A 13,846-nucleotide genomic window follows, 5' to 3' on the forward strand; every position below is an offset into this window, starting at 1 on the left:
ACTTAAACATTCTTAGCTGAATGCTGTGTGAATAGCCCTATGGATCAAAACCCGAATCACTTTATATGTGAAAGATATGAGCGAGTAACAAGGGTTATATTTTCTTGCCAAAATGAATATACAACTCCATATACACTAACTTAATAGCCTTGGATCAACGCCACGGTTTTTCCTACTACCTAAAGAAGATGATTAAGCAACGGGCAATGCCCCTCCGTCGATGAGATAATTTGCACCGGTAAGATAAGCAGCGGCAGGTGATACTAGAAAATATACCAACGATGCAACCTCGTTTGGCTCTGCCATCCTGCCCATCGGTATGCCTCCAATTTCACGCATTAAATGCTGGAGAGCCTCATCAGGTGTCAGTCCTGAGGAGCTGGCAATTTGCTGTATGAATTTTTCCATTGGCGGTGTTTTAGTTGCTCCCGGAGATACTGTTAATACCCTTATTCCCTTACCGGCAAGTTCATTCGCCAATGCTTTGCTATAGCTATTCAGGGCGGCCTTGGCAACTGCATAGGCCATATTATGCTGCCACAGAGGAAGCATACCGGAAACGGAAGACATATGAATGACAACACCGCTTTTTTGCTCAAGCATTTTAGGCAACAGGGCTCTGTCCAGCCGTATAGCAGCGAGCAGATTCAATTGAAGCTCACTCTCCCAATGCTGATCGGTCAAAGCACTGAATCCGCCACCCGGAGTGGTAAGTCCGCCGATATTATCAACCAATATATCAATCCCTCCAAACTTTTCATTAATGTCCTGTGCCAGCTTCGTTACCTGCTCCGCTTGTGTTAGATCCGCTGCAATAAAATGATGATCAGAATTGCTTTCTTCTGGCGGGTTTCTGGCCGTGACAATAATTTTAGCCCCTGCCTGTTGTAATCTGTCTGCAATTGCTTTTCCGATACCTTTTGTTCCTCCTGTTACTAAAGCCGTTTTGCCTGTGAGGTCCTTGTGCTCATTTTGTTTGTTTTGCATTTTGTTGTCTTTGCTGATGTGATACAATGAACTAATGAAGCAAAGGTCGTTTGCAAACAACAAAGCAGGGTAACGAAAAACAATGCAATTGTTACAAAAATCAAATACTCCTGAATTGGGTAGGGGTAAGCTGCGTATATTTTTTAAAGAAGTTATTGAAGTGTGTTTTCTCCTTGAACCCCAAAGCAAATGCAATTTCTGAAACAGCTTTATCTGTATGCTTCAATAATATTTTGGCCTCTAACAAAATCCTTTCCTGTATGATCACTGAGGTCGGCTTATGCAGCACTTCCTGGGATACCTTGTTCAGGTGGTTCACATGAATTAACAGCCGCTTGGCAAAATCGGAGGAAGAACGCAGGCGCATCGGAGCATTACCATCGTCTATTGGGAACTGCTGTTCCAAAAGTTCGATAAACTGCCTGGCAATCTTTTCAGAAGCACTGGAAAGCCTACGCTCAGCACTTTTAATTGGTTGCGCTTTTACGGCGAGGTGTATCAGCTCATAGACTAAAACCCGCATTCTGTCGTATTTGTATGCGTAGTCAGATATCCAGTCAGTATACATGTCTTCAAAAAGTTGAGCTGCCTTATGCGCCTGCTCGTCACTAAGTTCAATGACGGGCATTCCATCTGGCTTGAATACCGAATAATCTTCCGGATTGCCAAAATGATGGAAAAAATTTGCCGTAAAAATGCAGAAATGACCCCGCTGTTCCTCGGTAATATGTTTCCAGTTGTAAGGAACGCGGGGATTGGAAAACAGCAGGGCCTGCTTTTCGATGTTAAAATTTTTGTCAGAGTAATGAACCTGGTTTCTCCCTGCTATCAGACAGATTTTGAAATATGCTCTTATATTGTACGGAATAGGTTTCAAACCACAGCCTTCCACCGAGTCAAATTTGAATACGTTAAAATGACCTATTTCTGCTTTGAAACTATCCGGAATTGATTCGAACCGTTCTTTATAAAAATCTTCTATGGTCTGCAACTGGATCATAATATGATATTACGAAAATAAAATCATAGTAGGCAATGTGCAGGATAGCAAAAACAGATGAGGTTACCAGGGAAACTTACGGTACAAAACCTGAAACATCTGCTAAGGTATCTGAAGAGATTAAGCGAAATTTAAACTGTGCAATGTAGCTGTCGATATTATAAGTATGAATTTCTGGGGTAATAATTTACCAGGGAATTTCCCCTGTTCCAGGATTAGTTTCTTCACTGAAAAATTTACCGGTTGGACCGTTCTGGTCAATCAATGCGTACTTTACAATCCGGCTTGCCACGGCATCTAGGGGGCCACCATTGTTAAAGGCAAAATCAGTACTGGTATATCCCGGGCAAACTGCATTTACTTTGAAGGGTGTATCACACAGTTCGTAAGCCAAATGAACGGTATACATATTCAGCGCCGCTTTTGATGCCCCATAAACCGCATATTTTGCATAATCGTATGCTGGCCAGTTCGGATCACTTTGCAATGAAAGAGAGCCTACCCTGGTAATACGCTTTTAGGATTGCTTGTCACTTCCTTTAAGCGATTTTACATAGTTTCAAGCAAATACTAAAAAAAGTACCCTCAGTATCCAGGAAAAGATTTAACTCATTAAGTGCTGTTGTGCGGAAAGGTCGGTAATGAAACAAAACCTGGTAGTGCTGGTCTTCCTGCAGGTAAGAGGTGCTGGTCACTTTCACGGGGATGACCTGCCCATTTTTGCAACGCAGCGATGACCAGATATCCCTGCCAGCAGGCTGTCTGTCGGCTTGTTCAGCACTTTTTCGGGCGTATGGCCGCTCCATTCCAGGAAACATGGATTGGCGGCCTTTATCAGGCCGGCCCCGTCTGCCAGGAGTATGCCCTGGGTAGCATGGTTGAAGAGCAGCTCAAAAGCTGGTATGTGTGCCGTGCTTATGATGGCCATGGGTCTGAAGGGGGCTGTTATAAAAATAAGGGATCCATGGTTATAAAAATACAGATTGTCCGATTTTGGACAATCTCTTTGCGTAACTGGACAAGTTTATCTTAATTAGTAAAATTATTATTTTGAAATAATTGCGAGTGATCGTATTGATCACCGGCAGTCTTACCGTGTTGATACTTCTAATTATCTTAACTATGAAATCCAATCCTTCAAGCTTTAAAATGTGGTTCATAAAAAAATCATGATTCAGGAGGGTAAAAAATCGATATGGAGGTCTCTTTACGGTGATGTTCGATTAACCTGATTTGTATATTATTATTTTGATATATTTAACTCTATTATTCATGAAAAAAATATACTTCTATGGACCTTTTTATGGTTGCAGGAAGTGTTCTGTTTTATAACTGTAAAAGAATGATGTTCCTGATACACAAAAGAAGGTCAGGTAATGAGTGTAGCATAATATGAGGATTTAACCCCCTTTAACCCATTTTAACAACCATAATTAATCTTCCATATAAACCCATCATAAAAAATGAAACTAAAAGCACTTTTTGCAACCATCTCCATAGGATGTATTGTTGTTACATCATGTTCGAAGAAAATGGACTTTAGGAATTCTGAAACTCCCATAACATCAGCTGCGGAAAGTGATCTTCTTTCACAGTTTAGCCATTTGAAAAAATTTCCGGAAAGTCCAATTCAAATTTATTCTTCTCCGACACAATTTCAATCGCTATTGAGTCTTGTAAATCAAGGTAAAAAAAGTTCAACAATTGTTGGAGATAGTATGTGGGCAAACGGTACAGGCCAGTCGTTGTTAGCAGAATCCATTAAACAAACGGTGACTGAAGGAAGTAAAGATATTGTATTTCCAGGGAGTATTTTTAAAGGGAGAATCGCTATCAACGCTGTTGTATACGCCATTTCAACCCGATTGGGATTATACCCCTCTGCCGGTAGTAGTTAGTGTTCCATTTCCGACAAAGAACGTTTCAGATACGTTACTCCCAAGTACAGCCACTACTCAAGAATTTATCAATAGTGCGCTTGAGCAAAGTGATATGTTGGGCAAGCAATTCCAAAGTTTCAGTTATGAAATGAGCCAAATTACAAATTATAGTCAGCTGAAGCTGTCTTTCGGTATCAATTTTAACCTTGGTACATTCCTGACTGTAGGCGCCAAATTTGATAAAGAGAAGGTGAAGAAAACGACTGCTTTAACGGCGAAATTCCTCCAGGAAAATTTTACATTGACTATGAATTTGCCACGTAAAGGGCAATTAATAGATAAAGTTGCTGATCAAAGTATTTTTAAATATTCTCCTGTTTACATTAATAGCGTTACTTATGGCCGCTTGGGTATAATGTTGGCAGAATCGAATTATTCTTATGACTCGTTAAGTGTTGCATTTAAAGCGGCTATAAAATTTGGTAAAGACAAAGCAAATGGAATAAGCGCCAATATTGATGTGAATAAAGTGAAAATGATTGACGAAGCTGAGATTAAAATCTTTATAGCCGGCGGCGATGGAACCTATGCTGTTAAAGCTATAGATGGATTTCAGGGTTTCGTAGATTTTATCAAGCTCGGAGGTGCTTTTGCAAGAGATAATTATGGAATTCCTATTTCTTTTACAGCCAGATATTTAAGTGATCTGTCACCTTATAAATCAATATTCAAAATTGATATGAATAATTAATGGGCTGTACTATGTATCATCGATATGTCTTTTTAATTTCTGTAGCACTCACGATGTTTTTTTTGACCAGTTGTCAAAAAAAGACAATAGATAAAGAAGGGTATAATAGACAAAACACCTGGTTGATGGCGATGGTTCAGCCACCTGCTACTGCTACTGAGGGCCCGCGGATCCGGCAATACGTGACTGATGAGAATAGTGATTTTATATACCTGGGAGCGATCTTAAATGGACAGGAGCTTATACAAAATGAGAGCTATATTCCAATTGGCAGCTATACGAAGCTGCCAATCGTTATAACAGGAACATTCAATGCAAAAGCGATGGCCGGAACTATCTTAGAAAGACCACGCCTGTCAACATACAGACAGAAAATAAGAGATCTGTTTTATGAAGACCCAACTATAATTCAATCTGGTAGTTTTGAATATTCCTATAGGCCGTTTACTAACTATGACAGCTTGAATAATGAATTTGCAACGTCAAAAAAAACATCCAAATTCTTTTCTAGTTCAAGTAGCAGCATAACTAATACTGAAAAAAGTATTTCTAAACAAACGGGGTTGGTATTACAGTTTATTCAGACATACTATTCAACTACAACCAATTTGCCCAGGGCAAATGAATTGTTGTCAAAAATAAGTATTGATAGCATGGTTGCTGCTCACATGGATCCAGTATATATTAATAGTATTACTTATGGCAGAATGGGAGTTATAACAGTTGAGTCTAATTACTCCTACGAAGAATTGTCAAGTGTTTATAGTTCTGTAACTAAAAAGCTATTTAAAAAAATGACGGAGACGGTTACAAAACATGAAATTGATGTAATCAATGAATCAATAATCAGGATATATATTATCGGTGGAAGTGGATCCTCAGGCGCACTTTCAGTTATAGGGTACAATAGCTTATCCTCTATTATTACAAGTGGAGATATTCAACCAAGCGTAGATAATCCTGGAGTGCCCATTTTCTTTTCAATGCGTTATTTAAAGAATTTTTCGCCTGTTACATTTTTGTATTAAGATAAAAATTACTTGTATGTTAAAGTTCTTTATGAAAAACATGATAGTAGTTGGCGGGCTCGTTTCGCTGATGAGTTGTGGGAGAGAGAATGACCGCATCGAGCCAGTAATATCTCCATTGCCTATAGATTCAGTAACAATGTTATCACCAATTACAGAATTGATTAATGCCGATGAGTTAATAAAAGACTCGGTTTGGAAAGATGGTATTAACCATACGGTTCAAATAAAAATTGGGCCGAAATTTGTTTTGCATTCTTTATCCAAAGAAAAGATATTTCCCGGAGCCATTGTAAGTAATAGTAAACTGTTGGCAATAGAGTGGCAGAATAATTATTTTGAATATCAACCTGTAGTTTTATCCATTGCTGACATTGGCAGTGAGGAATTTAATCCATCGTATGAAAATTTTATATCTGTAATAAATTACTACAAAGCGAAGAATACTAAGCCGTTCATAAGCGCCTCTATAGATGGTGAAGGGAGGGCGTTCTCAACTTATAGTGACCTTGTTTTAGTAAACGGTTATAAAAAACAACCTGTGGAAAACTGGCTTACGATTAATAATAGGCAATCTAAACGTAGAAAAACCGGCATAGTATATCTTTTTAAAACGGTGGATTGTAGTGTTTCCATTGGAGTACCAAGAAAAGGTCAGCTGATTGATAAGGAGAAATATGCACAACAAATAGAAGCAGATACTTTGAGCTATGTCAATCAGATTGATATTGGGAAAAGAGGAGTTCTTACTTTTATGTGCGATGCCGCATATGATGTGGCTCAAGCTATTATTGTAAAGCTGAGAAAAGGGGAATCGCTTAGTTTAGAAGAACAAAAGGTTTTGCAAGATGGAGAAATTGGATATTTCCTACAAGGCTATCAAGATGCCAAAATACCCACAACGAATAATGCTGAAATTGTTAAAGAAGTTTACAATACTATTAGGACTACTACTTCATTGGGAGATCCAATAGCATTTTTTGTTCGAGGCGTTAAGGATCTTTCTCCGTATAAGGGAGTTGCTCAAATTGATATAATAAGACAGTGATTTAAAAAAGTAATAAAAGGCACTTATGGAGGATTCTCCCGGCTATAATTAGCCAGATAGAGTGCGTGCGCTTAAACCCTATAATCTACAATGGAAAAAAAAGTAGTCTTTTGTCTTTGTTTCGTACTAATTTCTCTTTTTTCTTGTCATAAACAAGAATTGGTTGGTGATATTCAACCCGACAACATGCCAGGTTTGCGTGCAGTGGTTCCGTCTGTTGTGAGGATAGATGCAAGTCCGCTTCTGGCAGGAAGTATACAGCCCATAACGAAGAGTACCTCCGGCCTTAATAAATTAAGTTCAAGCTTTGGTGGTCCGCTTGCGACAACTAATGCAATAGGGCACACGATTGGGTTAGTGCATATTGATAATGATTATTTTTGGAATGAAGACAAAGCTGGTAGAACTTTTGAGGGTCTTTCAGACGAGCAGGTAATTTTACCCGAAACGGCTCTTGATATTATTTATCCCGGCTCAATACTTAAAGGTAATACGGTAGATGATCAATCGTCGATCGTTCCAGTTGATCCATCCAGCTATACCCCCAAGCCGATTGAAGTTTCTGCTACCATTGCTGCACGCAAGGTTTATGATCAAATAGCTCCAGACTATGCTTCTTTTGAAAACTTTAAGCAGCGTACCCTGGCACAAGAGGTTCCTTCCGAGCAGAATATGTCCTTTAAAGTGGATATCAAAACCTTTATGAACTATAATGAACTTAAATATTTGTTCGGTTCAAATGCTAAAGTGAATGCATTGTTCTTTTCAAATACTTCAGGATCATCTGCAGATACTTATAAAGTTACCAGGAAAACAGGTTTGATGATGAAATATACGCAGGAGAATTTTACTGTTGATATATCTACCCCCGAACCGGGGGAGCTTTATGAGCACCTGGACCCATCGGGCTTAAATGGTGCATCACCGGTGTATGTTAGTACTGTTACTTATGGGAGAATGGGTATCCTGGTTGCGGAGTCAGACAACACTTCTGAAGATGTGGCAAAAGCCTTTCAATCGGCATTTAATGCTTTTGGTATTGTTGGGGGTAGTAAGAGCATAACTGAAAGCGAGAGGAGTATTATTAATAGTGCTACCATGAAAGTATACCTTGCGGGAGTACGAGGAGGAGATGCTGTAAAAGTAATCAACGGATTTGAGGAGTTCGTGTCGCTCATCAAGAATGGAAAATTCTCAAAAAATGCACCGGGGGTACCTATCAGTTTTAAAATGAGATACCTTACCAATCATCAAATTGTTAAAACTCCCTTCCAAATTAATATTGCTTTTGACCAGGTGTTTTTAGAAGTAAAAGGATTGGTACAAAATAAGTTGGGAGCCATATTTTTTGCTTATGCAGACATTAATAAAAACATACCTGTTATGCTTCCCTCCAAATTTGAAGTTAAACATAAATTCCTTTTCTTCTGGAGTCCAGGAGGCACTTCTTCTCCGCAGGATTCATATGTGCGAAGTATTGTAGGCTCTGCGTTTAATATCCCTCGTCTTTTATATATAAAGAGTATGGATTATCCAGCAATGGTAATAAATATTAGTTTACTTGAATCACCACAATATAAAATAATAGGGGAACCAACTGTTCAATATTGGAACGGGACGAGCATTGTATATCCTTCAAACGCTATTTTGCCTCCTGCCTCATATGAGTATTAATGTTACACAACGGTATGTTGATTTTTTAAGTTTCATATCCTGAAAATGATGAAATATGGCATAAAATTGGTATATTTACTGATTGTATTGATAAATTTTAACTGTACAAAAAATGACATTTCGAAGCCTCTTCAAAATTATTCCAAATTAAATGACTCTCTCTACAAATATGCTCAGGACGTTTATCTATGGAACGATAAATTACCTCACTATAGTGTGTTTTTAAGTCAAAATACAATAAAGGGCAATACAGAAGAGGACATTTTACGAAATGAAATCTTTGCCATTTCAAAATATGCTATTAATAATAGTACTGACAAATCGTACGAGTTTTTCGGCAAATTACCACTTGAGCCAAAGTATTCGAGAATTGTGGCACATCAAGTAAGTTCTCAAAGTGAAAGAAATTTTGGAATTTCTTTAGTGGCATACAACGATAGTCTCTTTGTTCAATACGTAATTCCAGGTTCTCCAGCAGATAATGAGGCCCTTAAAAGAGGAGATAAGATATTGAAAATAAATACACAAGCAGTGTCATTCAACCTTTCTTTTGAAGCATATTTAGAGCAAAGCTTAAAAGATGACCGGCTGGAATTAACTGTTGTAAGAAATGGTGTCGAAGCTGATATTTTGCTTTTTAAAGAATATTATAATGCATCACCTATAAACCATCTCTCGCTCTTAAATGAACAAACAGGGTATATCTCACTGCTCCAATTTTCTAATATTTCGGCAGCACAACTTCAGGATAAGATTAATTTTTTAGGCGGCATAAGTAGCTTGATTATTGATTTGCGATATAATAACGGCGGCTTTGTGAATTTGGTAGAAGAGTTAGCCAATCTTTTAATACCATACTCATTCAATAAACAAATTATGCGAAAGGAGAGGTACAATACAGTTATGCAATCAGGCTTGGCATTCTCTCTGTTAAGCCAACCTTTAGTGAAAGATGATGGTACACCGATTTATATTAACGGGCATGCCGCCAGCCTTTTTGATATTGATTATTCAATAGATGCAAATACTTATTTCTTTAATAAGAAAACTGGTATCCCCGATTTGAAAAAAATCGTATTTATTGTAAGCGATAAAACGGCATCTGCAAGTGAATTGTTAATATCCATTTTGAAGCCATACATTAAAACTAAAATTATAGGGGTTTCCTCCTCTGGCGAAAGTAATGTCAGAACTTTTGGAAAGCCTGTTGGGTTCTTTAAGCTAATGCTCGGAAGGTTTGACCTGTATTTATCTATGTTTCAAAATTTCAACAAAGATGATGAAGGAGGATACTATGACGGAATACCGGCGGACGTAACTGTAATAGATAATGTGAGGTATGACTTCGGAAGTATCGCTGATGAGTCTGTTAAAATGGCTTTACATTTTATTGAGGGTGTAAAAATTGATTCCTTAAAGCAAAACTCCCGCTCCAGCATTGGACTGAAAGAAATGAAATCAGTTGCCCCCGGACCTGAACTGTTAATTAGAAGCTTCTAAAATTTGACTATGAATGACTTAAACTACATAAAAGATTATACAAATAAGGATCAACATTAATAGCCTTTTGTCTTTATTTTACTGCTATAGAAACTGGGTTGTAGTATACACACATTCATTTCTACTCTTTATTAGAAAAAAGAAAAGCCTGGCTATTAGCCAAGCCTTTCATAAAGGAAAACTTAATAATTATTTTGATATAGTTAAGCAGTCATCACATTGGTTGATATTGTTTAAGATCACTCATGATTTTTTCCATCATTTTATTCTGATCCATAAATTCATCAAAATCCCACTCCAGTCTATGTTTTCCATAGATAGGGCTTTCTACTGTCCATGCAATAGTAACCTTACCAAAGGTTTGTAATAGCCTATAAAGAGTAGTACCACCACTACTATGTATTCCTAATAAAACAGAATCTGCTGTAACTTGAAATATTTTAGTGTTTGTATGACCACTTAATAGAAGGTTAAGCAAAACCCTGTATTTAAGTGGATGTAAAAACAGGAAAAAGCTGCCTGTAATGAAACAAGCAGCCTCTAATATTTTTAGTTAGAGTTCTTAAACTCTTTGTGGTTGTGATCTGCTGGCTAATGCCTCAGGTCTGTACTCATAAGTATGTGCTAAGGTCATTATTTCTCCAGTAGATTGTACTGTGTATTCATAAGGCTCACACTCAACTTTTTCAATAGTTCCTTTCATTGTTGTTCCAATTAAGGTCTGTGCCATATCTTCATCAAAAGTTGATGGAATACTACACTTCTTAGCAGAAAGAAAGAATTTACCTGTAGTCTGTGATTGTATCATTTCAACATCTCCTTGTAAGGTCAATGCCATAAAGGCTTTACCATCTTTTTTCCTCTGTGTAGCAGAAATAATTGTTACCATAAAAAATGATTTTAATGATTTAAGTGATAGGATTAGGAGGACAGTGGTATGCCCAAGCCCAGAGGAAGGAATGGGAGGTGATTATAACTAAGGTTGTAGGGTGAGGTCCCCCCATTTGTCGGGTCAGTGTGAGATAGAGAAAGCCGGGCTATTGAGGTCCCCCCATTTGTCGGGTCAGTGTGAGATAGAGAAAGCCGGGCTATTGAGGTCCCCCCATTTGTCGGGTCAGTGTGAGATAGAGAAAGCCGGGCTATCTAAAGATACAAAACTGATGGGAAAAAGATGTCCTTTCTGATGCCGTTGGTTTATATTCTACTGCCGCAAAAGACGTCTTTTTATCATCAGGATTTATTTTTATTTCTACCATCTCAATATTCGTTCTGTTTGCAATTGGCTACAAACTGAGCAGGTGTTAGCTCGTTTAATGAGCTATGTGGTCTAAAGGTATTATACTCTTGTACCCAGTTGCTAATTTTCTCATAGGCATCATCCAAGGATAAGAACCAGTTTACGTTTAAGCACTCATCCCTGAATGAACCGTTGAAGGATTCTATGAAAGGGTTGTCTGTAGGTTTACCTGGTCTAGAATAGTCCAGGACAACCTTGTTTTCATATGCCCATCGATCAAAATCCTTCGAGATAAATTCACTTCCATTATCGACTTGTATCCGTTTTGGGACGGTGCCATTCTCCCGCTTAAGAGTTTCCAGAGCCTCCACTACATCTATCCCCTTGATGGATTTCCCGACCCGGATCGCATGGCAGTAGCGACTAAAATTATCGACTATAGTTAACGACCTGAATTTACGTCCGTCGAAGAGAGCATCGGCTACGAAATCCATGCTCCAACATTGGTGTAAATTAGTGATATTGGGTCTTTCCAGACGGTGTGCCGCTGATTTATTCCTTCGTGGTCTTTTGCTGCGTAGGTTAAGCCCTTCTTCTTTGTAGATCCTATGAATCCTTTTATGATTGTCCTTAAACCCCTCTCTGCGTAACAGTATGTAAATCCGCCACATCCCATATCTGACCCTCGCCTCTGCAATCTCGCGCATTCGTTGGCGAAGGTGCCGATCTTCTCGGCGGCGCGAACGGTAATGCCAATTGGACCAGGGCATGCAAACTACGCGGCAGGCTCTTCGAAGGGATACCTGGTAGTCGGCAGTTAAATGGGTTACCAACTGCCGTAGTTGACGGGTTTTCAAAGATTTTTTTTTAGCACATCCTGCAACATCTGTTTGTCCAGGCTTAAATCTGCGACAATCTGCTTCAGCTTCGCATTTTCGTCCTGAAGTTGCTTCAGTTGCCTTAGCTCACTCATTCCAAGTCCTCCATACTTTTTCTTCCAGTTGTAAAAAGTAGCTTCGCTGACACCCATTTGCCGGCATACTTCTTGGATCTTTACACCACTGTCCGCCTGCTTAAGCGCAAACACAATCTGGCTTTCGGTAAATTTTGTTTTTTTCATGAGCAATCTTTCATGTTTAAATTATGAATTATTGCCCGATTTCTCTACTTTTCAATGGCCCGATTTATTGGGGGGAGGTCACTATCTAAAGATACAAAACTGATGGGAAAAAGATGTCCTTTCTGATGCCGTTGGTTTATATTCTACTGCCGCAAAAGACGTCTTTTTATCATCAGGATTTATTTTTATTTCTACCATCTCAATATTCGTTCTGTTTGCAATTGGCTACAAACTGAGCAGGTGTTAGCTCGTTTAATGAGCTATGTGGTCTAAAGGTATTATACTCTTGTACCCAGTTGCTAATTTTCTCATAGGCATCATCCAAGGATAAGAACCAGTTTACGTTTAAGCACTCATCCCTGAATGAACCGTTGAAGGATTCTATGAAAGGGTTGTCTGTAGGTTTACCTGGTCTAGAATAGTCCAGGACAACCTTGTTTTCATATGCCCATCGATCAAAATCCTTCGAGATAAATTCACTTCCATTATCGACTTGTATCCGTTTTGGGACGGTGCCATTCTCCCGCTTAAGAGTTTCCAGAGCCTCCACTACATCTATCCCCTTGATGGATTTCCCGACCCGGATCGCATGGCAGTAGCGACTAAAATTATCGACTATAGTTAACGACCTGAATTTACGTCCGTCGAAGAGAGCATCGGCTACGAAATCCATGCTCCAACATTGGTGTAAATTAGTGATATTGGGTCTTTCCAGACGGTGTGCCGCTGATTTATTCCTTCGTGGTCTTTTGCTGCGTAGGTTAAGCCCTTCTTCTTTGTAGATCCTATGAATCCTTTTATGATTGTCCTTAAACCCCTCTCTGCGTAACAGTATGTAAATCCGCCACATCCCATATCTGACCCTCGCCTCTGCAATCTCGCGCATTCGTTGGCGAAGGTGCCGATCTTCTCGGCGGCGCGAACGGTAATGCCAATTGGACCAGGGCATGCAAACTACGCGGCAGGCTCTTCGAAGGGATACCTGGTAGTCGGCAGTTAAATGGGTTACCAACTGCCGTAGTTGACGGGTTTTCAAAGATTTTTTTTTAGCACATCCTGCAACATCTGTTTGTCCAGGCTTAAATCTGCGACAATCTGCTTCAGCTTCGCATTTTCGTCCTGAAGTTGCTTCAGTTGCCTTAGCTCACTCATTCCAAGTCCTCCATACTTTTTCTTCCAGTTGTAAAAAGTAGCTTCGCTGACACCCATTTGCCGGCATACTTCTTGGATCTTTACACCACTGTCCGCCTGCTTAAGCGCAAACACAATCTGGCTTTCGGTAAATTTTGTTTTTTTCATGAGCAATCTTTCATGTTTAAATTATGAATTATTGCCCGATTTCTCTACTTTTCAATGGCCCGATTTATTGGGGGGAGGTCAATATAGTTATTAATTAAAACAGCTTGCTGGCTGTCTCCTGAAACCTTTACAGCTTTGCCATTCCAGAGTTTTTCATCAATAGAAAACCCAGTGGAAAATTCATATCTATCATGGTTTACTACAAGTCTTGCATATATAGGAGCAAGGTTTTTCTTGTTTTTCTTTTTCAGTTTGGCAAAAAACAAAATGTCCACTCTGTTTTCCATGTTTTTAAATTTTTGGAGTGAGGAATAAATGTGTA

Annotated in this window: 15 protein-coding genes; 6 read left to right on the top strand and 9 right to left on the bottom strand. The window is 38.9% G+C overall.

The genetic code is table 11. From position 1 onward, the window contains the following. Window positions 1–192 precede the first annotated feature (192 nt). From ABIE50_RS06795 to ABIE50_RS06810, 4 genes are all read right to left on the bottom strand, one after another. Window positions 193–987, bottom strand: coding sequence for an SDR family oxidoreductase (locus ABIE50_RS06795; protein WP_209866698.1), 795 nt, complete (start codon window positions 985–987; stop codon window positions 193–195). A gap of 100 nt (window positions 988–1,087) precedes the next feature. Further along, a complete protein-coding gene (locus tag ABIE50_RS06800; protein WP_209866700.1) occupies window positions 1,088–1,987 on the bottom strand; it encodes a helix-turn-helix domain-containing protein in 900 nt (299 codons plus the stop codon). A gap of 187 nt (window positions 1,988–2,174) precedes the next feature. Further along, entirely contained in the window at window positions 2,175–2,474 is a 300-nt protein-coding gene (locus ABIE50_RS06805) for an SDR family NAD(P)-dependent oxidoreductase (protein WP_354027902.1), read from the bottom strand. Window positions 2,475–2,684: 210 nt separating this feature from the next. Further along, on the bottom strand, window positions 2,685–2,915 hold the full coding sequence (locus tag ABIE50_RS06810; RefSeq protein WP_209866703.1) for a PAS domain-containing protein: 231 nt from the start codon (window positions 2,913–2,915) through the stop codon (window positions 2,685–2,687). Between the two features lie 535 nt (window positions 2,916–3,450). Between ABIE50_RS06810 and ABIE50_RS06815 the strand changes: the two genes are divergently transcribed. The 6 genes from ABIE50_RS06815 to ABIE50_RS06840 all read left to right on the top strand — a co-directional run bounded on the left by ABIE50_RS06815 (window position 3,451) and on the right by ABIE50_RS06840 (window position 9,868). Next, the gene (locus tag ABIE50_RS06815; protein WP_354027903.1) at window positions 3,451–3,885 is read left to right on the top strand and encodes a hypothetical protein; all 435 of its coding nucleotides are present in this window, start codon (window positions 3,451–3,453) and stop codon (window positions 3,883–3,885) included. Beyond that, window positions 3,830–4,618: a thiol-activated cytolysin family protein gene (locus ABIE50_RS06820; RefSeq protein WP_354027904.1), complete on the top strand. Its 789-nt coding sequence runs from the start codon at window positions 3,830–3,832 to the stop codon at window positions 4,616–4,618. The genes ABIE50_RS06815 and ABIE50_RS06820 overlap by 56 nt, the downstream gene beginning before the upstream one ends. 11 nt (window positions 4,619–4,629) lie before the next feature. Further along, window positions 4,630–5,646 (top strand): thiol-activated cytolysin family protein, encoded by a 1,017-nt coding sequence (locus tag ABIE50_RS06825; protein ID WP_209866707.1) that lies wholly within the window; start codon window positions 4,630–4,632, stop codon window positions 5,644–5,646. 16 nt (window positions 5,647–5,662) lie between these two features. Next, the gene (locus ABIE50_RS06830; RefSeq protein WP_209866709.1) at window positions 5,663–6,694 is read left to right on the top strand and encodes a hypothetical protein; all 1,032 of its coding nucleotides are present in this window, start codon (window positions 5,663–5,665) and stop codon (window positions 6,692–6,694) included. 90 nt (window positions 6,695–6,784) lie between these two features. Continuing rightward, entirely contained in the window at window positions 6,785–8,368 is a 1,584-nt protein-coding gene (locus ABIE50_RS06835) for a thiol-activated cytolysin family protein (protein WP_209866711.1), read from the top strand. Window positions 8,369–8,413: 45 nt separating this feature from the next. Continuing rightward, a complete protein-coding gene (locus tag ABIE50_RS06840) occupies window positions 8,414–9,868 on the top strand; it encodes a S41 family peptidase (RefSeq protein ID WP_209866713.1) in 1,455 nt (484 codons plus the stop codon). A gap of 214 nt (window positions 9,869–10,082) precedes the next feature. Here ABIE50_RS06840 and ABIE50_RS06845 read toward each other — a convergent pair whose 3' ends face one another. From ABIE50_RS06845 to ABIE50_RS06865, 5 genes are all read right to left on the bottom strand, one after another. Continuing rightward, window positions 10,083–10,346 (bottom strand): hypothetical protein, encoded by a 264-nt coding sequence (locus tag ABIE50_RS06845; protein ID WP_209866715.1) that lies wholly within the window; start codon window positions 10,344–10,346, stop codon window positions 10,083–10,085. Between the two features lie 84 nt (window positions 10,347–10,430). Continuing rightward, entirely contained in the window at window positions 10,431–10,757 is a 327-nt protein-coding gene (locus ABIE50_RS06850) for a hypothetical protein (protein WP_209866716.1), read from the bottom strand. Between the two features lie 368 nt (window positions 10,758–11,125). Next, window positions 11,126–12,225 (bottom strand): IS3 family transposase gene (locus ABIE50_RS06855; protein ID WP_205686011.1). Its coding sequence is split into 2 segments (ribosomal slippage): window positions 11,126–11,970 and window positions 11,970–12,225, totalling 1,101 coding nucleotides; the frame shifts between segments, so codons are not numbered across the junction. Window positions 12,226–12,424: 199 nt separating this feature from the next. Continuing rightward, window positions 12,425–13,524 (bottom strand): IS3 family transposase gene (locus tag ABIE50_RS06860; protein WP_205686011.1). Its coding sequence is split into 2 segments (ribosomal slippage): window positions 12,425–13,269 and window positions 13,269–13,524, totalling 1,101 coding nucleotides; the frame shifts between segments, so codons are not numbered across the junction. 44 nt (window positions 13,525–13,568) lie between these two features. Then, window positions 13,569–13,811, bottom strand: coding sequence for an Arm DNA-binding domain-containing protein (locus tag ABIE50_RS06865; RefSeq protein ID WP_209866718.1), 243 nt, complete (start codon window positions 13,809–13,811; stop codon window positions 13,569–13,571). Between the last annotated feature and the right edge of the window lie 35 nt (window positions 13,812–13,846).

The sequence above is a fragment of the Chitinophaga sp. OAE865 genome (assembly GCF_040546735.1).
In the GTDB taxonomy this organism is placed as follows: domain Bacteria; phylum Bacteroidota; class Bacteroidia; order Chitinophagales; family Chitinophagaceae; genus Chitinophaga; species Chitinophaga polysaccharea_A.